A 20,610-nucleotide genomic window follows, 5' to 3' on the forward strand; every position below is an offset into this window, starting at 1 on the left:
CCCGCCGGCGCCGCCCGCCCCGCCGGTGGTCGTGGAGGCGCCGGCGCAGGAGCCGCCGCCCCCGCTCGCCGCGTCCGGCGTGGTGCTGCGGGCCGCCGGCGCGCTGGCGCTGTTGCGGCTGGCCGATGACCGGGTGGTGCGGGCGACCGAGGGCGAGGAGGTCGAGGGCTGGCAGGTCGCCCGGATCGGTGCCGAGGCGGTCGAGCTGCGCCGCGGGGAGCGGGCGGTGGTGCTGCCGGTGCGGCTGCGCGCGGCCGAGGGGCTGACCCGGCAGTAGCGGCCGGCGCTGGCCGTTGCCGGCAATTTCGCGCAAAAGTTGTATTGCCTGATTTTCAAGACAAACAGCGTGAAATTCTACAAAACACGACTTCTTGAACCAATTAGTTAATGATTCGTTTATACTCCACGCAACGGTTGAGATGACGGAGAGCGGGCCATGGTCGTGGCGTGGGCGCAGACGAATGCGGATCTCGATGGCTTCGGCATCAACCGGCCCCAGGGCTCGGTCCCGGACGGGATCCAGACGGCACCGGCCATCGCCGACAACACCGGCGAGTTCTTCGCCGTCGCCTGGCTCGAGGGGTCCGGCCCGGCCCAGACGGTGCGCGCCCGCTTCTACGACAGCCTCGGCAATCCCGATCCGCTGCTGCCCGGGCCGGTGGACCTGAACGACGGCTCCGGCGCCATCGTCGCCGGCCCGGTCGTCGCCGGCTGGGTGGAAGGCTACACCGTCGCCTGGCAGGAGCGGGCCAGCGAAGGAGAGCCGGCGCTCTACCATGCGCGGCTGGTCGGGCCGGAGGGCCTGGTGGGCGAGGAATTCGTCCTGCCCACCGCCGTGGGGCCGAACGAGACCCTGCTCACGCAGGAAGGTCTGGTCCTGGCCGGCTGGTCGCAGATCCCCGATCCGGTCGCGGGCACCGAGGTGGTCGGCTTCAACGCCGTCTGGGTGGCGACGGTCCGCCTTGAGGGCGGCGCCGTGGTGGAGCGCGTGATGCTGCAGCGCTACCAGGTGCCCCTGGATGCGCTGGGCAACCCGCAGCCCGCGGTGGCGGCCGGGCTCGACGGCCTGGCGGACGTCAACGGCGACGCGCCGGAGGTGCTCGGGGAGGGCACGGGCGTGGCCATGGCCAGCCTGCATGACGGCGAGCAGGTCGTCGCCTGGATCGGCGCCGACAACGCCGTCAAGGCGCGGTTCTTCGCCCCGGATGGCGGCCCGCTGCTCAACCCGGATGGCAATCCGGTCGAGGTCCCGGCCTTCGGCACCGTGGACGCCGGCATGGGCGCGGTGCGCGTCGGATCCTTCGGGGTCGGCAATTTCGGGATCTTCTGGGTCGCGTCCGAAGGCGGCAGCCTGGTCATCAAGGGACAGATCTGGGGCCTGCCGGATGCCGCCACGGCCTGGGGGCCGCTGGACCCCGCGAACCCCACCAAGACCATCGCCACCCTGCCGCCCGATTTCGACGGCCGCTTCAGCGTCGCCGGCTTCGGCGAGGACAGCGATGCCGGCATCGTCACCTACGGCACCGCCGGCGGCATGCTGTTCGCCCAGGCCTTCGACCCGGTGGCGACGCCGACCGGCGAGGCCTTCACCATCGGCACGCCGGGCGCCGCGGGCGCCGAGAAGCTCGGCGGCGGCATGGCCGGGCTGATCGGCGAGCGGGCCGTGGTGGTCTGGCAGGACAGCCAGGACGGCACCGACGGCCACGACATCGTCGTGCAGATCGTCGACACGCGGGAGCCGGGCGTGACGCTGGTCGGCGACCGCGACCGCACCGAGATCAACGGCCGGGTCGATGCGCGGCGCGACATCCTGGTCGGCACCACCGGCGACGACCTGATCGTCACCGATCGCGGGGACACGCGGAACGGCCGGCAGGCGGATGACGAGGCCCATGGCGTGCTCGGCAACGACACGCTGTATGGCGGCGGCGGCAACGACCACCTCGACGGCGGCCAGGAAGTGCTCGGCGATGCCGGGCCGGAGGCCGCGACCGATCGCGACACCGCCGCCTATCGCGGCGCCCGCACCGACTATTCCATCACGGTGAACGGCGACGGCAGCTTCACGGTCAAGGACATGCGGCCCTTCGGGCGCGACCCGATCGGTCCGGACGGGCTCGACACCATCATGGGGTTCGAGGAGCTGGCCTTCGGCAGCGCGATCAACGGCCCGACGCTGACGGTGGGCGCCGACCGGGTGGGCATGGACCTGTTCTTCCAGGCGCGGCCCGGCGTGCCGGCGGATGCGGACGGCACGCCGCAGCCCTGGGGCCTGGAGAGCACGGCCCCCTTCACGGTCAATGTCGGTCCGGTCGATGCCGGGCCGGCCGACCTGACCGCCGGCGTGCAGACCCATCCGATGGCGGTCGGCCTGCTCGGCGGCTTCGCCTTCGCCTGGCAGTCCGGCGACGCCATCTATGTCCGGCCCTTCGACGCGCTCGGCCAGCCGGACGCGGCCTTCGGCGGCGGCGCCGCGGCCCAGGCCTTCCGCCTGGATGACGGCAGCGGCAGCATCCATGCCCCGGTGGCCGCCATGGCCGGCGATGCCGGCGTGGTCGCGGCCTGGGTGGAGGGCGAAGGCGCCGCCGCCGTCATCACGGGCCGCTTCCTCTCCTCGCTGCGCGGGGTCGTCGGCACCGAGTTCCACGCCACGGAGGGCGACGGCCCGCAATCCGATGCCGCGGTCATCGGCTACGAGGTGGTGGACGCGGCGAACGACACTGCCGAGTACGGCTTCTTCCTGGGCTATGCCGAGAAGGCCGAAACCGGTCCTTATGGCCGCCTGCTGCTGGAGCGGATGACGCTCTATGTCCGGCCGGAGGATGGCGCCATCGACCCGGCGCTCGGCGGCGAGCGGCAGCCGCAATCCGTCGGCCTCGATGGCCGCATCTTGCTCGACGGCGAGAACGGCCAAACCAACGACCCGCTGGTGACGCAGCTTTCGGCGACGGGCCGCAGCCTGTCGCTCACCACGCTGCATGACGGCGAGGTGGTGGCGAGCTGGGTCGAGCCCGGCGCGAATGGCGCGGAGAACGTGGAGATCCGCGTCCTCGCCCCGACATTCGGCGCGGACGAGTACACCGCCTTCGCGGAGGTCACCGAGGCGAAAGCCCCGCGGCTCGCCGTGTCCGGCATCGATGCCGGAACGGCGGTGCGGGTCGTCGGCCTGGGCTTCAACTTCGCCGTCACCTACCTGGATGACGGGGTGTTCAAGGCCCAGCTCTATACCGGCCAGGGCGGCGCCTGGATCAAGGGCACCACCGTGGAGTTCGACGCCGTGCCGACCGGCGACACCGGCACCATCGGCGAGGTCGCCCTGGTGGCGACCGACCTGGACGGCACCGCCTTCACCATGTTCGTCGAGGTGACGAGCGGCACGGGCCCGGATGCCGTCACCAGCATCCATGCGCAGCATTTCGACGGCGCCGGCAAGGTGCTCGGCGCGCCTTTCCAGGTCTTCGGCACCGTCGGCTCGCTGGCGCCGGGCGGCTTCGCCGCCGCGCCGCTGGATGACGGGCGGCTGGTGCTGGCGGCCCGGGGCGATGCCGGCGACGGCGCGGATCCCGACGGGATCATCGGCGCCATGCTCGATACCCGAACCCCCGGCGAGGTGATCATCGGCCCGCGCGACGGGGCGCCGCGCGACCTGCTGGTCGGCACCACCGGCGACGATGTCATCGACGGCCGCGTGCTGGAGGACGAGCTGCATGGCGGGCTCGGCCGGGACCTGGTCCTGGGCGGGACGGAGAACGACACGCTCTTCGGCGAATCCGGCAACGACACCCTGCTGGGCGGCAGCGAGGATGACAGCCTGCTGGGCGGCGCAGGCGACGACCTGCTGCTGGGCGGCTTCGGCGTCGACACGCTGGATGGCGGCGAGGGCAGCGACACCGTCTCCATGCAGGGCGAGTTCGCGCGGTTCCGCGTGGACCTGGCCGCGCAGGTGGTGCAGAGCGACCGCGACCCGGCGCTCGGCACCGTGCGGGCCGGCTTCGCCACCGAAGACACGCTGGTCTCCGTCGAGAACGCGACCGGCGGCGAGGCGGACGACACGCTGATCGGCGATGCCGGCGACAACATCCTGCAGGGCGGCGGCGGCAATGACCGCATCATCGGCGGCGAGGGCACCGACACCGCGGTGTTCCGGGCCGACCGGAGCGACTACGTCATCGGCCAGGCGCCGGATGGCACCGTCCTGGTGACGCTGCGCGGCTATGGGCCGGAGGGCACCGACCGCGTGAGCGGCGTGGAGGTCTTCCGCTTCGCCGATGGCGACTACAGCCTGGTGCAGCTTCTCGCCGCCAACCTGCTCACCGGCAAGGCGGTGGACGGCTACATCAGCGGCGCCACGGTGTTCTGGGACGCGGATGGCGACCGGCAGCAGGATGCCGGGGAAGCGGCAGCCGTCACCACCTATGCCGGCGGCTTCAGCCTCACCGGCCCGGGCGGCGCCCTGGTGCTGCGCGGCGGCGTGGACATCGCCACGCTGCTGGAGAACCCCTTCGTCCTGGAGGCGCCGGACGCCGCCACGGTCATCACGCCGCTGACGACGCTGGCGGTGCGCTACGCCGCCCTGTCCGGCGACGATCCGGCGGAGGCGCGCGACGCGATCCTGCGCGGCCTCGGCCTGCCGGCGGCGCTGGACCTGTTCGGCCTGGATCCGGTGCGCGGCGTGCTGGACGGCGTGGCCGGCGCCCGGGACCTCGTCCTCGCCGGCACGCAGGTGGTGGACACGCTGAGCCTGGTCCAGGCAGCCCGCGCGGCCGCCGGCCTGGCGGAGATCGACCTCTTCGGCGCGCTGGCTGGCCACCTCGCCGGGCTGCCGGCCGGCACGGCCTTCGACCTCGCCGTCGCCGATGACCTCGCCGATTTCCTGCACGATATCGGCATCGGGACGGCGCAGGCCGCGGTGCTGTCGCGGATCATCGCGGCCGGCAATGCGCTGGCGGCGCAGCGGCTGGACATGGCGGCGACTGCGCGCGAGGCCCTGACGGAGCTCGCGGCCGCCAGCATCGTCGCCCGGCAGGAGGCGGCGGCGGCGATCGAGGCCGCCGGGAACAACCCCGCGGCGCTGGCGGCGCTGGAGGCGGACTTCACCGGGGCGGCGCTGGCCGGCCGGGTGACCGGCGCGCTCGCCCTGGTGGGCGACGTCGATGGCGACGGCCAGATCGACGGCAGCAGCCTCGCGCTGACCGGCACCAGCGTGGCGGAGAATGCCGCCGGGGCCGTGATCGGCTCGCTGCGCATCGCCGCGCCGGCCGGCACCGGGGTGACCTGGGAGGTGCTGGACGGCGGCCAGCCCGCCGACCGCTTCGTCGTCGACACCCTCGGCGGCGAGGCCGTGCTGCGGCTCGTGCCCGGCCTCGCGCTGGACTACGAGGCGGTGCGATCCGTTCCGCTGACCATCCGTGCCATGCTGGACGACGGCACGGTGCTGACGCGCGACGTCACGGTCACCGTGCTGGACCGCGACGACCCGGTGACGGCCTCGCCGGGCGGGGTGACGGCTGCCACCTTGACGGAGGACCTGGACGTCCCGGCGCCGCCGGCCCTGCCGCTGCTGACCGCAGCGGGCCAGTTCGGCTTCACCGACCAGGACCTGGGCCGCGCGCATGGCGTGACCGCCGCCCCGGCGGGCGCGATGCTCAACGGCCAGGCCTATGCGGGCGGCCTGCCCGGCACCTTCGCCGTCACGCTGGCGGAGGCCGTGGCCCTCGGCACCGGCACGGTCGGCTGGACCTACACTGTGGACAACGCCGCGCTGCAGGGGCTGGGCGAGGGCGATGAGCTCGCGCTCACCTGGCGCGTCTCGGTCGGCAGCAATGCGGAATTCCGCGCCAGCGCCCTGCCCGGGCTCGCCCAGGCCGACCAGCACATCGCCCGGCTGGCCGGCGGCAACTACGTGCTGGTCTGGACGGAAACGCGCGACGGCGCGGATTTCCCGAGCGTATATGCCCGGGTCTTCGCCGCCGACGGCACGCCGGTGACCGCGGATGTCCGCGTCAACCTGACGGAGCCGCAGCTCGGTGCGCAGACGCCCTCCGTCGCCGCCCTGCCGGGCGGCGGCTTCGTGGTGGTCTGGCGGTCGGATGGCGACCAGGGGGCCGGCGATTCGTCCTTCGGCATCGCCGGCCAGGTCTTCTCGGGCAATGGGGCGCGGGTCGGCGGGGAATTCGCCGCCAACATCGCCACCACGGTCGGCGACCAGGATGCGCCGCAGGTGGTGGCGCTGGCCGGCGACCGCTTCCTCGTCACCTGGACCTCGCGCGAGGAAGGGATCGGGTTCATCCCGGGCCCCGACGGCCAGCCCGGCCAGGTCGTCACCGGCACGCATACCCTGCTGCAGGGCCAGATCTTCCAGGCGGGCCCCGCCGGCGCGTCGCCGCAGATCGACCCGGACAGCAGCGAGGTGGCCGAGCTGCGGCTGACGCCGCTCGACCCGCCGGCCGGCGCGGCGCTGCTGCCCTCCATCGACGCGTCCAGGACCCTGGCGCTCGCCGATGGCGGCTTCGCCACCGCCTGGACCTGGTCGCTCTCCGACCGCGTGGAGGTGCTGTTCCAGGCCTTCGACGCCGCGGGGCTGCCGGTCGGCCCGGCGGTGCTGGCGAACGGCGTCGGGGATGCGATCGTCTCGGCGCAGCAGTTCACCGCGCTCGGCGCCGCGGCGCTGACCGATGGCGGCTTCGCCCTTGCCTGGCAGCGGAGCGACGGCCAGGCGGTCCAGATCCGGGCCTTCGCGGCCGATGGCACGGCGCGGACCGACCTGCTGTCGCTGGACGGCGCGCCGAGCGCGGTGCAGCTCACCGCGCTGTCCGGCGGCGGCTTCGTCGTGGCCTGGATCGACCAGGCCAACCTCCAGGTGCATGGGCAGGCCTTCTCGGCCGCCGGCCTCGCCATCGGCGACCGCTTCGCCGCCAGCGCCGGCGGCCTCTCCGGCCCGCAGCAGGACCTGCGCATCGTCGCCGTGGCCGATGGCGGCTTCGTCCTAGCCTGGGCGGAGCAGCACGGCCTCGACATCGATGTCTTCGCCCAGGAATTCGACGCCGGCGGCACCGCCTCGGCGCCCGGCTACCAGCTCAACCTCGACACCGCCGGGACGCAGGAACTGCCGGAGCTGGTGGCGCTGGCGGGCGGCGGCTTCGCCGCCACCTGGATCTCCCGCGCCGCGGGCGATGCCGTGGTCGGCCGGGTGATCGAGCCGAGCGGCGCCGGGTCGGGCAGCCAGCTCATTACCGTGACCCTGCGCGGCGTGAACGACGCGCCGGTGGCAGAGGACCTGGTCGCCAACCCGGAACCGGGCGCGCAGCTGGTGGAGGCCGGTGCCGGCACCGCCGGCAGCGCCCTGCTGACCGGCGATCTCCGCGCCGAGAATGTCTGGTCGGATGCCGATGCCGGCGAGCTCGGCCTGCTGCGCGTCACCCAGGGCGCCGTGCCCGGCGGCACGCTGCAGGCCCTCGCCTTCCACCCGGCGACGGGCGAGGCGGCGCTGCGCGGCACCTTCGGGACGCTCTACCTGACGGCGGAGGGCGGCTACCGCTACGTCCTCGACAACCTCGACCCCGACACCCAGGCGCTCCGCGCCAACCAGGCCGTCAGCGAGACCTTCGCCTACCGGGTCGCCAACGGGCCCGGCGCCGGCGACGCCGCCACGGCGAGCCTGACCATCCGCATCCTCGGCACCAACGACAGGCCGACCGCGACGGCCGAGACGGCCAGCATCGACCTGCCCGGCCGGCCGGACCTGCTGACCGGCGCCTCCGAGGCTTCGGGCAGCATCGCCGACAATGTCGGCGACGTGGATGCGGGCGAGGCGGCGCTGCTGCGCCTGTCCCGCGTCGTTGGCAGCGGCGGCCCGGCGACCGCCTTCCCGGGCGTCATCATCGGCACCTACGGCACCCTGTCGATCAACGGCAACGGCGCCTGGAGCTATGCGCTGAACCTTGCCGACCCGGACACGCGGGCGATCGCGATCGGCAGCACGGTGCAGGACGTGTTCAGCTACACGGTCGCCAACGGCCAGGGGGCCGACAACAGCGCGACCGCGACCATCACCGTGGCCATCAGCCTGCCGGGGCTGTTCGGCACGGCGCTGGACGACCTCATCCTGGGCGACGCGCAGGAGAATTTCATCGCCGGCCTCGGCGGCAACGACACGCTGCGCGGCTTCGGCGCAGGCGACAGGCTGCTGGGCAACGAGGGCAATGACAGCCTCGACGGCGGTGGCGGGGCCGATACCATGGAGGGCGGCGCGGGCGACGACACCTATCTGGTGTCAGATGCCGGCGACGTCGTGCTGGAGGAGTCCGGCCATGACCTGGTGCGCGCCCTGGTGGACGTCACCCTGGCCGATGGCGTGGAGGACCTGGTCCTGCTCGGCATGGCCGTGGCCGGCACCGGCAACGACCTCGACAACCTGATCGCCGGCAATGCCGCGGCGAACCTGCTGCAGGGCCTCGGCGGCAACGACACGCTGGATGGCGCCGGCGGCGCCGATACGCTGGCCGGCGGCGAAGGCGACGACACCTATGTGGTGGACGACGCGGGCGCCGTCGTGACGGAGGCACCCGGCGAGGGCACGGACAAGGTCCTCACCACGCTGGCTTCCCACACCCTGGCGGCGGAGGTCGAGACCCTCCTCTTCACCGGCGCCGGCGACTTCGCCGGCACCGGCAATGCGCTCGCCAACCGCATCACCGGCGGCTCCGGGCAGGATATCCTGGATGGCGGCGCCGGCGCCGACACCCTGCAGGGCCTCGGCGGCAACGACACCTACATCGTGGACGATGCGGGCGACCTGGTGACGGAGGCCGCCGGCGGCGGCACCGACACGGTGCGCACCGCCCTGTCCTCCCACACCCTGGCGGCCGAGGTCGAGAACCTGGTCTATACCGGCGCAGGCAGCTTCGCCGGCACCGGCAATGGCGGGGCCAACCTGATCACCGGCGGCGTGCTGAACGACACGCTGGAGGGTGCCGAGGGCAATGATACGCTGAACGGCGGCGCCGGCATCGATCGGCTGGTCGGCGGCGCCGGCGACGACACCTACCTGGTGGACAGCGCCGCCGACGCGGTGGTGGAGCAGGCGGGCGGCGGGATCGATACCGTCCTCTCGACCGAACTCGCCTTCAGCCTGTCCGCGCTGGAGGAGGTGGAGAACCTCGTCCTGCTCGGGGACGCGAACAGCGTCGGCACCGGCAACACGAAGGCCAACCGGCTGACCTCCGGAGCGGGCGCGGATGCCCTGGACGGGGGCGCAGGCGCCGATACGATGACGGGCGGCGGCGGCGACGACACCTACACGGTGGACGATGCAGGCGATCTCGTGGTCGAGGTCGCGGGCGGCGGCAACGACCGGGTGAACGCCTCGGTGTCCCATACCCTATCGGCGGAGGTCGAGACGCTTGTCCTGACCGGCGCCGCGTCCATCAACGGCACCGGCAACGACCTCGCCAACCTCATCGAGGGCAATGCCGGCGCCAACATCCTCTCCGGCCTTGCGGGCAATGACACGCTCCGGGGCCAGGGCAGCAACGACACCCTGCTGGGCGGCGCCGATGACGACTCGCTCGATGGCGGCGCCGGCGCCGACAGCATGGCGGGCGGCGAGGGCGACGACGTCTACCTGGTGGACAATACCGGCGACGTGATCCAGGAAGCGCCGGGCGGCGGCAGGGACCGCGTCTTCGCCTCCGCCAGCTACACGCTGTCGGCGGAGCTGGAGAGCCTGAGGCTGACCGGCGGCGCGGCCATCAGCGGCACCGGTAACGAGCTCGACAACCTGATCGAGGGCAACGGCGCCGGCAACCAGCTGTCGGGCGGGGCCGGCAACGACACCCTGGATGGCGGGGCTGGCGCCGATGCCATGACCGGCGGGGCGGGCAACGACACCTTCGTCGTGGACAATGCCGGGGATACGGTGACCGAGGCCCTCAACGACGGCACGGACACCATCCGCACCAGCCTGGCGAGCTACAGCCTGGCTACGTCCGGCAATGTCGAGAACCTGGTCTATACCGGCATCGGCGGCTTCGCCGGCACGGGCAACGCCCTCGCCAACATGCTGACATCCGGCGACGGCAACGACACGCTGGATGGCGGGATCGGCGCGGATACCCTGTCCGGCGGGCTCGGCAACGACACCTATGTGGTGGACCATGCCGGCGACGCGGTGATCGAGGATGCCGGCGGCGGCACGGACACGATCCGCACCACCCTGGCCACCTACTCCCTGGCCGCGCTGCCGGCCATCGAGACGCTGGTCTACACCGGCGCGGGCAGCTTCGCCGGCACCGGCAATGACGGCGCGAACAGCCTGGCGGGCGGCGCCGGCAACGACACCCTGGATGGCGGGATCGGCGCGGATACCCTGTCCGGCGGGCTCGGCAACGACACCTACCTCGTCGACAGCATCCTGGATGTCGTCGTCGAGGGCGCGGCCGGCGGCACCGATACCGTCGTGACCACGCTGCTCACCTACTTCCTCGGCACGCAGATCGAGAATGCCGCCTTCGCCGGCACCGGGAATTTCGCCGCCACGGGCAACACCAATGCCAACCTGCTGACCGGCGGGTCGGGCAACGATACGCTGAACGGGGCGGGCGGCATCGATACCATGGTGGGCGGCCTGGGCGACGACACCTATGTCGTCGACCATGCCAGCGACGTGGTGACCGAGGCGGTGAACGGCGGATCGGACACGATCCGCACCACGCTGCTGAGCCTGTCCCTGGCCGGCCTGGCGAATGTCGAGCACCTCGTCTTCATCGGCACGGGCAGCTTCAGCGGCATCGGCAACGGCGCCGCCAACAGCCTGGCCGGCGATGTGGGCAGCGACACGCTGGATGGCGGCGCCGGGGCCGATACCATGGCGGGCGGCGCCGGCAACGACATCTACCTGGTGGACAGCAGCGCCGACCTGGTGGTGGAAGCCGATGGCGGCGGCCTGGACACGGTCCGCACCACCCTCGGCACCTACTCGCTGGCGGCCTTCGCCAATGTCGAGACCCTGGTCTTCACCGGGACCGGCGCCTTCAACGGCACCGGCAACGGCGCCGCGAACAGCCTGGCCGGCGGTGCCGGCAACGACACGCTGGATGGCGGCGCCGGGGCCGATACCCTGGCGGGCGGCGCCGGCAACGACACCTATCTGGTGGACAACGCGCTCGACACGATCACGGAGAGCACCGGGATCGATACCGTCATCACCACGCTGCTCGCCTACACCCTGGGCACGCCGCTGGAACACCTGGCCTATACCGGCAGCGGCAACTTCGCCGGCACGGGCAACGGCAGCGCCAACCGGCTCACCGGCGGGTCGGGCAACGACACGCTGAACGGCCTTGCCGGCAACGATACCATGGTCGGAGGCCTGGGGAACGATACCTATGTCGTCGACAGTGCCGCCGATCTGGTCGACGAAGCCCTTGGCGGCGGCATCGATACCATCCGGACCTCCCTGGCCAGCCTGGATCTGCGGACCCGGGCGGGCGTGGAGAATCTGGAATACACCGGCGCCAGCGCCTTCTCCGGCATCGGCACCACGGCGGACAACGCCATCACCTCCGGCATCGGCAATGATACGCTGGACGGCGGTGCGGGCAATGACACGCTGACGGGTGGCGGGGGCAATGACACCTACCTGGTGGACAGCACCGGTGATCAGGTCGTCGAGGCCCCGGGCGGCGGCACCGACACCATCCGCACCACGGTCGGCACCTACTCGCTGGGAGCGCTGGCGAATGTGGAGAACCTGGTCTTCACGGGCACCGGCAACTTCAACGGCACGGGCAACGCCGCCGCCAACAGCCTGAGCGGCGGTGCCGGCAACGATACGCTGGATGGCGGGGCAGGTGCCGACATCATGGCGGGCGGTGCCGGAAACGACGCCTATGTCGTGGACAATGCCGGCGACGTGGTGACGGAAGCGGCGGCCGGCGGCACCGATACCGTGAGCACCAGCCTGGCCGCCTACACGCTCTCGGCGAATGTGGAGAACCTGATCTTCACCGGGGCCGGCAGCTTCAGCGGCATCGGCAACACCGTCAACAACCAGATCAATGGCGGGTCGGGGAATGACACCCTGAATGGCGGAACCGGCGCGGATACCCTGTCCGGCGGCGCCGGCAACGATCTCTACGTCGTGGACAACAGCAACGACCTGGTGCTGGAGGGCGCCAACGGAGGAACGGACACCATTCAGACCACGCTCGGCAGCTTCAGCCTGGCCGGCTTGTCGAACCTGGAGAACCTGATCTTCAGCGGCACCGGCGCCTTTAGCGGGACGGGCAACGGGCTGGCGAACGCCATCACCGGCGGTACGGGCAATGATACGCTGAACGGTGGCGGCGGCGCGGATGTGCTGACCGGCGGGGCGGGTAACGACACCTTCCGCTTCCAGGCGGGCGAGGCACAGGGCGACGTGGTGGTCGGCTTTGCGGGCAATGGCGCACTGGCGGGCGACCAGCTTGTCTTCGCCGGCTACGGCACTGCCGCACAGGGCGCCAGCTTCACGGATTTGGGGGGCGGCTCCTGGCGGATCACGTCCGCCAACGGGCTGACGTCCGAGACGATCACCTTGCTCGGGGCTCCGACCGTCCACTCGTCGGACGTCATCTTCGTGTAGCCGGCGGCTGGAACGCCTGCCCGAGGCCTCGGATTGAAGGTTCAGCGCGGGCCTATGCCAAGCCGCGCTGACCGGCATCCGTGAGCCCAGTCGCGCAGTCCGACGGACATGATGGTCCAGGGCTGCGCGACTCGCCGGCACCGCGAAGATTGGCCAACGTGATATCCGGCACCTCGGCGGTCATATGCTGGGCGGCGCGCGAGGGCTGAGTGCCGACGGGCTCTTCGCTGGCCGGCATGCCGACACGAAAGCCGCGCATGCCGGTGGTCGTCGCACTCGCCAACAGGATGGCGATGCGGCGGTTCAAGTCGACCGGGCAGGCGCGGCGCTTCCTGCCGTCCCACCCCCATGATCCGCGGCCAATTCCGTCCACGGAGGCATCTGATAGCCGCCGACCGGTATCGGCGCGCTCGTGCACAGGCCTTCCAGCCGTAGCGGGCAAAGATGCGCGTCCAGGTGGCGGGATGAGGGAGACGGCAGCCGCGGCCATGCTCGGTGCGGGGGTCGGCTGAACAGCTTGACAATGCCGCCGGCGCACTGCGCTATCCGGCGAACGACCCAGCCTGTGCAGCCTGGCATCTGAGGACTTCGCTCATTGGACCCCTTCCTGCCGAAGCCAGACGCGATCGTGGTGTCGAGATCTCCGACGGCGAGAGGCGGCGAGTGATCCCTCCGACCGAACCCGAAGCCGCCGGCCGGCTTCGGCGGGCGCTGGAGGGCTTTCGGAAGGCGCAGAATCTGCTGCTGGCCGCGCATCGCCAGCTGAAAGGCATGCCGTCCGACGAGGTCGATCGCTTCTGGCTGGCCGCTGGCGCCCGCCTGGAGCGGCACCTGCACCTCGCTGCCACTGAGGTTCTGGCGGCGTTCAAGGCATTCTCGGCCGCCGGGTTGGTCGCCGGCGCGAACGACCGGCACATGATCACCGAAGCGCAGCGCCTCCTCACCGAAGGTGGCCGATGACGCCGGACAAGCCCCGTGCTCCGGCGCCATGCGGCCCCATGCCACGACGGCTGGCGCTGCCTTGGCGCATGCCGTCAGCGTCCCACGGCGGAGATCGGGAAGGGGGACCATGCGGCCGGCACGCGTCCTGGCGCCCATGCCTGGCGGCCGAATGGAGCAGAGCCGCCTGACCGCCGGATGCGCCCCTTCCAGCTTCCGCAGGCTGGGCGTCGCGGTTCAGTCATTTGCTCCGATGTCGCGCCGCGATGAACCCGGTGTGGATGGCGCGCGCCGGGAAGGCGGTGGTACGCGGCCTCATGAGCAACGATACGCCTGACCAAGCGCCCCCGAGCACGACGCGGTCCGAGGGTCTCCGCGAGCGCCTCCGTCGTGCCCAGGCCATTGCGGCAGATTCGGCGCGCGCCCGGGCTGCGGGTGGTCCGCCAAGCGACGAGGAGGCAGCGCGCCTCGTGGCCGCATTCCACGCTCGGGGCGGCAAGGTCACCGTCCTGCCCGCGGTGGTGAGCGAGCGGCCCGATGCTAAGGGGGAGAAGGGAACCTCCGAAGGCTAGGCGATGTCGCCGCGGCGGCGGCCGCCCACAGGCCGATCACCGGTGCGGGCCTGCTCGATGACGGTACGCATCGCCGGGACCAACTCGTCGTAATCATAGGGCGCGTGCAGCCGGATGGTTGGCCAGCCCACTCCGCGCAGATCGGCCTGGGGCGCAAGTTTGTCGAAGCACGTGATGACCACGACCGGCAGGTCAGGGATGCGCTGCCGCAGCGCGCGAATGACGCGCTGTCCGACCAGGGCACCAGCGACCCACGGGTTCACGACGGCAGCGGCGATCCGGTCTATCGCCGAAGCTTTCCTGAGTGCATCGGCTTCAGTGGCGGCGAAGACCGTGTCGAAGCCTGTCTCGGCCAGCAGATCCTCGATGAGAAGGGCAAGCGCCGCTTCGTGCTCCACCACCAACGCTACCGGCTTCGTCACATCTTCCATGCCGCCACTTCAGCACACGGGATGTGTCCAAAATTTCGTCCCGGCACTGCCTCTTTAGGTTTTACTCGTCACAATATAGAGATGAAAGATGTATCGAAGGTTACGGCCTGAGGTCAGTGACACCGGTGCGGCGAGAGGGGATTGCCAGGCTGGTCGCCCTTGGCGCTGCTGAGGGAAGCGGGCCAGCCAAGGGGATGACCACCGAGCCTGCGGCCTGCCCTGGTTGCCGCCTCTCAGCCGCGATCATCGGCGACGCCGTCCGGCTCGACCACGCCTTCGGGCTGAGCCTGGGCCAGGTGGAGCCGAGCCTGGCGGAGCGCGGGATCGGCGCCACTCATGAGGGCATCAGGCCATGGTGCCGCAAGTCCGGCGCCGACCTTGCCCGCAGGCTCCGCCAAAGCAGGCCGAAACCGGGCGACGGTCGGCACTTCGATGCGGTGTTTCCGAAGACCGCCGGCAGGCTGCCCTATCCCTGGCGCGCGGTGGACCAGCACGGGGTCGTGCCCGACATCCTGGCCCGGCGCCGCCGCAATGCCACGGCGGCGACGCGGTTCTCCAACGCCTGCTTGCCGGCCCGACGTACAAGCCGAAGCGCCGCGTCACCGATGGCCTGCGCAGCTACCGGGTGGCGCCCCGCGACGTGCCGCCGGAGGTGAGGCACCGAACCAGCCGGTGCCTGGACGACCGCGCCGAGACCTCGCATCGGCCAACGCGGCGCCGAGGGCGGCAGATGCAACGGCCCCAACCGCCGGGGCAGGCGCGACGCTTCCTCCCGCGCCATGACCGGCGGCCACTCCCGTCCAGGGCGACATCGGATGTCCGCCGATCGAGATCGGCGCGCTCATGCCCCGGCCTTCCAGGCGTGGCGGGAGGGGACGCGCGTCCCGATGACAGCATGGCGGGGACGACAGCCGCGTCCGCGCTGCGGCGCGGGCGTCGGCCCAAGAGACTGACACCGCCCGCGCAGGGCGGCCGGCCTCGTCGATCTCGGCGGGGGCTCCTGGCGCGTCACCGCCGTCGGCGAGCCGGTCCCGGAAACCATCCTCCTGGCCGGCGCGCCGGCGGTCCATGCCGCCGACGTGGTATTCCTGTAGCTCGGCCGGGTGGCGGTGCCGGCCCGGGGGCCGGCGCGGCCGCGGCGCGCGGCCATCCGGGTCGGCACGGGCGTGCAGGGGCGGGACGGCGCAGGGCCGCCCGGCCGACGCTACATCTCCGGCGCCTGGCGCCCGATGGCCCGGTCGTCGCGGCCGCCATCCAGCCCGATCGGCACTTCCAAGTCGCAGATCAGGCCAGTCGGCTGCCAGGCCAGCGACACCTTGCCGCCGAGCTGCACGCGCACGGTGCCGTCCAGCACCCGGCTGCCGAAGCCGCGCCGCTTGGGCGCGCCATCGACCCGCGGCCCGCCCACCTCCGCCCAGCGCAGCCGCAGCAGCGCCGGCTGGTCCGATCGCTGCTCCACGGCCCAGGACACGGCGAGCCCGCCTTCGGCCACGGACAGGGCGCCGTACTTCACGGCGTTGGTGGCCAGCTCATGGATCGCCATCGTCAGCGGCTGCGCCGCATTCGCCGGCAGCAGCAGCGGCGGCCCGTCCAGCGCCGCCCGCGCATGGCTGCCGAGGAAGGGCGCCAGCTCCTCCCGCAGCAGAACATGCAGGTCGGCGCCGGCCCAGCGGTCCTCGGCCAGCAGCGTCTGCGCCCGGGCCAGGGCGGTGATCCGGCCCTCGACCTTGCGCATGTAGTCGGGCATGTCCACCGCGGTGGTCAGCCGCAGCGTCGCCTGCACCACGGCCAGCGCATTCTTGGCGCGATGGTCCACTTCGCGCGTCAGCAGGGCCTGCTTCTGCTCCGTCACCTTGCGTTCGGTGATGTCGAGCGAGACGCCGGCCATCCCCACCGCCGTGCCGTCCGCGGCATGGATCGTCCGGCCGCGCACCTGCACCCAATGCACGCTGCCGTCGGGCCATACGGTCCGGTACTCGACATCGTAGTCGCCATGCCCGGCGATCGACTCCGCCACCGCCGCCTGCATCGCCTCCCGGTCGTCGGGGTGGATGGCGGCGCGCAGGTCGTCATAGGTGAAGGCGGATCCCGGGGCGCGGCCGAAATTGGCCAGGCAGGTGTCCGACGCCTTCAGCGCCAGGCTGCGCAGGTCCAGCTCCCAGGCGCCGAGCCGCCCGGCCGAGAGGGCGAGGCGCAGCCGCGCCTCGCTCTCGCGCAGTGCCGCGAGCGTCTCGCGCTGCCCGACGCGGGCGCGCGTCTCGGTCATGGCGCGCTCGACGGCGACGGGCAGCCGGGCGAGGCGCTGCTTGACCACGTAGTCGGTCGCGCCCCGCTTCACCGCCTCGACCGCCGCCTCCTCGCCCAGGGTGCCGGAGACGAAGATGAACGGCGTGCCGGGCGCCAGCTCGCGCGCCATCGTCAGCGCCGCGAGCCCGTCGAAATCCGGCAGCACGTAGTCGGCCAGGATGACGTCGAAGCTGTCCTCGGCCAGCGCCGCGGCATAGCTGGCCCGCGTCGCCACCAGCTGGACCATGCAGGCGGGGCCGGGCCGCGCCAAGTGCTCGGCGACCAGCTCCGCATCCATCGGGTCGTCCTCGAGGTGCAGGATGCGGCAGCTGCCCTGTTCCAGCGGGGGCCTGCCGGGCAGGACCGTCATGCGTCGCCGCCGGACTCGACATCGCCCGGCAGGCCCGGATGCGGTTCGTTGAGCACCGCCCAGAAGGCGCCGATGTCATGGATGGCCTCGAAGAACTCCCGGTGGCCGACCGGCTTCACGACGAAGGCGTTGACGCCGAGGTTGTAGCTGCGGATGAGGTCCTGCTCCTCGCGCGAGGAGGTGAGGATCACCACCGGCACGTGCTGGGTGCGCGGCTCCCGCCGGATCCGTTCCAGCACCTCCAGGCCATCGACCCGCGGCAGCTTGATGTCCAGCAGGACCACGGCCGGCAGGTGCTGCGCGCCGCTCGGCGCATTGCCGCGGCGGAACAGGTAGTCCAGCGCTTCGACCCCGTCGCGGGCCACCACCACCGGGTTGGCAAGGCGGCTGCGCTCCAGCGCCTCCAGCGTCAGCTCGATATCGTTGGGACTGTCCTCCACCAGCAGAACCGGTCTCAGATGAGGCATGTCACGTCGTCTCCGCCGCGGGTTCGCCGCGTCGCGGCAACGTGAAGTGGAAGGCCGCGCCCTCGCCAAGCCGGCCCTCGGCCCAGACCCGGCCGCCATGCCGCTCGACGATGCGCTGCACATTGGCCAGCCCGATGCCGACGCCCTCGAATTCCTCCGTGCGGTGCAGCCGCTGGAAGACGCCGAAGAGCTTGTGCGCATAGGCCATGTCGAAGCCGGTGCCGTTGTCGCGCACATGGAAGGTAAAGGCAGCCTCCCCCGCCTCGCACGTCACCTCGATCACCGCCGGGTCGCGGCCGCGCGTGTACTTCACCGCATTCGACAGCAGGTTCTGGAACACCTGGCGGAGCATGGCGGGGTCGGCCCAGACGGCGGGCATCGGCGCGATCCGCCAGTCGATCCGCCGGGCATCCTGCTCCGGCTCCAGCGCCTGGCGCACCTCGGCCACCAGCCGGGCCGGGTCGAATTCGATGGGGACCAGGGCGGTGCGCCCCATCTGCGAGAAATTCAGCAGCGCATCCACCAGGCGGCCGGCATTCTCGGCCGCCTGCGCGATGGTGCTGATGTACCGCCGGCCCCGGTCGCTCAGCGCCTCGCCCTCGCGCTCGCGCAGCAGCTCCGCGAAGCCGACGATGTGGCGGAAGGGCGCTCGCAGGTCGTGCGAGACCGAGTAGGAGAAGGCGGCCAGCTCCTGGTTCACCCGCTCGAGCCTCCCGGTCAGCTCGGCGCGTTCCTCGGCGGCGCGCAGCACGATGCCGAGGATGGCGGATTGCAGGTCGCGCGCGGCGGCGACCTCCGCCGCGGTCCAGGGGACCGAGCATCGGCGGACCGTCTCCGCCCAGGCCGCGAAGGACCGGCGCGGGTGCAGCCGGTCCGGGGCCGGCTCGTCGGGCTGCCGCGGCGCGCCCCCCCAGGTCACCGTGCTGATCACCTCGGGCCGGAACCACAGGACGAAGCTGGGATGGATCCGCGACACCGGCACGGCCAGCAGGCCGCTGGCGGTGTCGACCAGGGCATCGGCGCCGGGCATCAGCGACGCCAGGCAATGGGTCTCCAGCACCTCGTCCACGCCGCGTTCCTGCAGCCAGGCCGCGATGCGCCGCACCGCCGCCTCGGGCGGCGTCCGCCCGGCCAGCGTGCAGCCGCCCTCCGTCAGCACCGCCGCGCCGGTGGCCCCGGCCAGGTCGAGCAGGTCCCGCGGCACGGCCAGCAGGCCGCCTTCCAGGCATCCGGCGGCCGCCATGCGGGCGATCAGCCGCCCTTCCAGGCCCTTGAGCTGCGCCCGCGCCTCGGCCTGCGCCATCTCCTCCCGCGCGGCGACGCGGACGGCGAACATCTGCGCCACCAGGTCGCAGGCATTGCGCGCGGCGAAGGACACCCGGCGCGGGACGGCATGGTGGCAGGAGATCAGCCCCCACAGCCGGCCATCGCCGCGCAGGATGGACACCGACATCGACGCCGGCGTGCCCATGTTGCGCATGTATTCGAGATGGACGGGCGAGACGCTGCGCAGGCTGGCGAAGGTGAGGTCGAGCGTCGGCCCGGGCCGCGCCGAGCGGATCGGCACCGGCACGTAGTCCACATCGGCGATCAGCCGCTGCGGGTTCACCTCATACAGGCGGCGCGCCTGCGCCGGGATGTCGGATGCCGGGAAGCGCAGGCCGAGATAGGACGGCAGGCGCCCATTGCCGTCCTCGGCCACCACGATGCCGTCCCAGTTGGGCTCGAAGCGGTAGACCAGCACCCGGTCGAAGCCGGTGATCTGCCGCACCGCGGCGGCCGAGGTGGTCGCCAGCTGCTCGACCGAGGCGGCGCGGCCGAGCCGGGCGAGCGCGTCGCGGACGCCGGGATACAGCCCCTCCAGCGTCGCGTCGGCGCCGGGTTCGCCGCCTTCGGCCTCCGCCTCGAGCTCGAGGACGGCATGCCCGTCGGGCGAACGGTGCCCGATGGCCTGGAAGGCCGCGCCGGCGGCGGTGCGGAAGCGGCCGAACTGCATCGGGCCGGCCGCCGGCAGGCGGCCCAGCCCGTCGCGCAGCGCCTCGCACGCCATGCCGGCCAGAAGCTGGCTGACGGGCTGGCCGAAGGCGGCGGCAAGCCCGGTGCCGAGCACGGCTTCCGCGGCGGCGCTCGCATGCATCAGCCGGAGGTCGTCCCCGGCGAAGGCCAGCAGATGGCCATGCGGCTGCACGCTGCCGGGGATATGGATCGGCTCCTGATCGCACCCCAGGATCGGATCGGTGTCGGACAGGGTGCCGTCCGGCGGCATCACGGGTGCCGCACCGGCCCGAAGGCGGCGCGGGCGGACGGGATCGGCGCCCCGGCGGCATCGCGCCGCGGCCCGCCACGGCGATCCATGCCGCCCGGGCGCCGATCCGCTGGGCCGGCGCGGCGTTCACCCCGCCGGCAGGCGGCATCGTGATGCGGGGCGGGGCGATGCGGCGGGCGGGCCGGCTGGCGGCGGCCCCCGGCCATCCCGGCACCGGGCGCCGGGGCGGCCGGAAAACCTGCGGGGGCCGCTGCGGTCATCCCGCAGGGTTGGGCCTCGGACGCTGTGTCGGCAGGCTTCGGGGTCGCTTGCGGGCGCAAGGCACGACGGGTCGGCAATGCTACGTCCAAAGAATATTCCCAGGCATATTTAGCAACACTTCGTTGCTCGCGTCCAGTCAAGAGATCGATGGCCGGCCGGGGCCGACCAGCCCCCGTGCCACCCACGTTCCGGCGAGCACGGCACGGCATGGCGTGGCGGGCCGCCCCGGCCGATCCGGGGCCGCCCCACCGCCAGGTCCGTTGCCGGTGCCGGTGCCAAGCTGGGCGCCTCGCAACCTTCGTCGCGGCGGGACAGTGCCGGCGGCCCGGCGGCCGGCCCGGCCACCGCCTGGCGCCGCCGGCAGCCCGGGCGCGGCCATGCCCGATGCGGCCGCTG

Annotated in this window: 8 protein-coding genes; 4 read left to right on the forward strand and 4 right to left on the reverse strand. The window is 72.4% G+C overall.

Annotation, left to right across the window (positions count from 1 at the left end; all coding sequences use genetic code 11):
• From E2C05_RS33045 to E2C05_RS16415, 3 genes are all read left to right on the forward strand, one after another.
• Positions 1-277 (forward strand): hypothetical protein (locus tag E2C05_RS33045; protein ID WP_205082850.1); only part of this gene is annotated, 277 nt, incomplete at its 5' end.
• 159 nt (positions 278-436) lie between these two features.
• Positions 437-12,622: a VCBS domain-containing protein gene (locus tag E2C05_RS34205; protein ID WP_133220724.1), complete on the forward strand. Its 12,186-nt coding sequence runs from the start codon at positions 437-439 to the stop codon at positions 12,620-12,622.
• 663 nt (positions 12,623-13,285) lie between these two features.
• Positions 13,286-13,582 (forward strand): hypothetical protein, encoded by a 297-nt coding sequence (locus E2C05_RS16415; RefSeq protein ID WP_133220726.1) that lies wholly within the window; start codon positions 13,286-13,288, stop codon positions 13,580-13,582.
• 547 nt (positions 13,583-14,129) lie between these two features.
• Here E2C05_RS16415 and E2C05_RS16420 read toward each other — a convergent pair.
• The gene (locus E2C05_RS16420; RefSeq protein ID WP_133220727.1) at positions 14,130-14,564 is read right to left on the reverse strand and encodes a DNA-binding transcriptional response regulator; all 435 of its coding nucleotides are present in this window, start codon (positions 14,562-14,564) and stop codon (positions 14,130-14,132) included.
• Positions 14,565-14,758: 194 nt separating this feature from the next.
• On the opposite strand from E2C05_RS16420, the gene E2C05_RS16425 reads away from it, so the two are divergent.
• A complete protein-coding gene (locus tag E2C05_RS16425; RefSeq protein WP_133220728.1) occupies positions 14,759-15,220 on the forward strand; it encodes a DDE-type integrase/transposase/recombinase in 462 nt (153 codons plus the stop codon).
• Positions 15,221-15,768: 548 nt separating this feature from the next.
• Here E2C05_RS16425 and E2C05_RS16430 read toward each other — a convergent pair.
• The 3 genes from E2C05_RS16430 to E2C05_RS16440 are packed head-to-tail and all read right to left on the reverse strand — an operon-like array spanning position 15,769 to position 19,953.
• Positions 15,769-17,220 (reverse strand): HWE histidine kinase domain-containing protein, encoded by a 1,452-nt coding sequence (locus E2C05_RS16430; protein WP_133220729.1) that lies wholly within the window; start codon positions 17,218-17,220, stop codon positions 15,769-15,771.
• Positions 17,217-17,687: a response regulator gene (locus E2C05_RS16435; protein ID WP_133220730.1), complete on the reverse strand. Its 471-nt coding sequence runs from the start codon at positions 17,685-17,687 to the stop codon at positions 17,217-17,219. Before E2C05_RS16435 ends, E2C05_RS16430 begins: the two co-directional genes overlap by 4 nt.
• Position 17,688: 1 nt before the next feature.
• Positions 17,689-19,953: an ATP-binding protein gene (locus E2C05_RS16440; protein WP_133220731.1), complete on the reverse strand. Its 2,265-nt coding sequence runs from the start codon at positions 19,951-19,953 to the stop codon at positions 17,689-17,691.
• Positions 19,954-20,610 lie beyond the last annotated feature (657 nt).

Origin of the sequence: Paracraurococcus ruber (assembly GCF_004353985.1) — a bacterium.
Taxonomy (GTDB): Bacteria; Pseudomonadota; Alphaproteobacteria; order Acetobacterales; family Acetobacteraceae; genus Paracraurococcus; species Paracraurococcus ruber.

Bases quoted from the DNA above. Each gene is read 5' to 3' on its own strand.
- E2C05_RS34205 (WP_133220724.1), top strand. From the start codon at position 437: ATGGTCGTGGCGTGGGCGCAGACGAATGCGGATCTCGATGGCTTCGGC.
- E2C05_RS16420 (WP_133220727.1), bottom strand. From the start codon at position 14,564: ATGGAAGATGTGACGAAGCCGGTAGCGTTGGTGGTGGAGCACGAAGCG.
- E2C05_RS16425 (WP_133220728.1), top strand. From the start codon at position 14,759: ATGACCACCGAGCCTGCGGCCTGCCCTGGTTGCCGCCTCTCAGCCGCG.
- E2C05_RS16430 (WP_133220729.1), bottom strand. From the start codon at position 17,220: ATGACGGTCCTGCCCGGCAGGCCCCCGCTGGAACAGGGCAGCTGCCGC.
- E2C05_RS16435 (WP_133220730.1), bottom strand. From the start codon at position 17,687: ATGCCTCATCTGAGACCGGTTCTGCTGGTGGAGGACAGTCCCAACGAT.
- E2C05_RS16440 (WP_133220731.1), bottom strand. From the start codon at position 19,953: ATGCCGCCGGACGGCACCCTGTCCGACACCGATCCGATCCTGGGGTGC.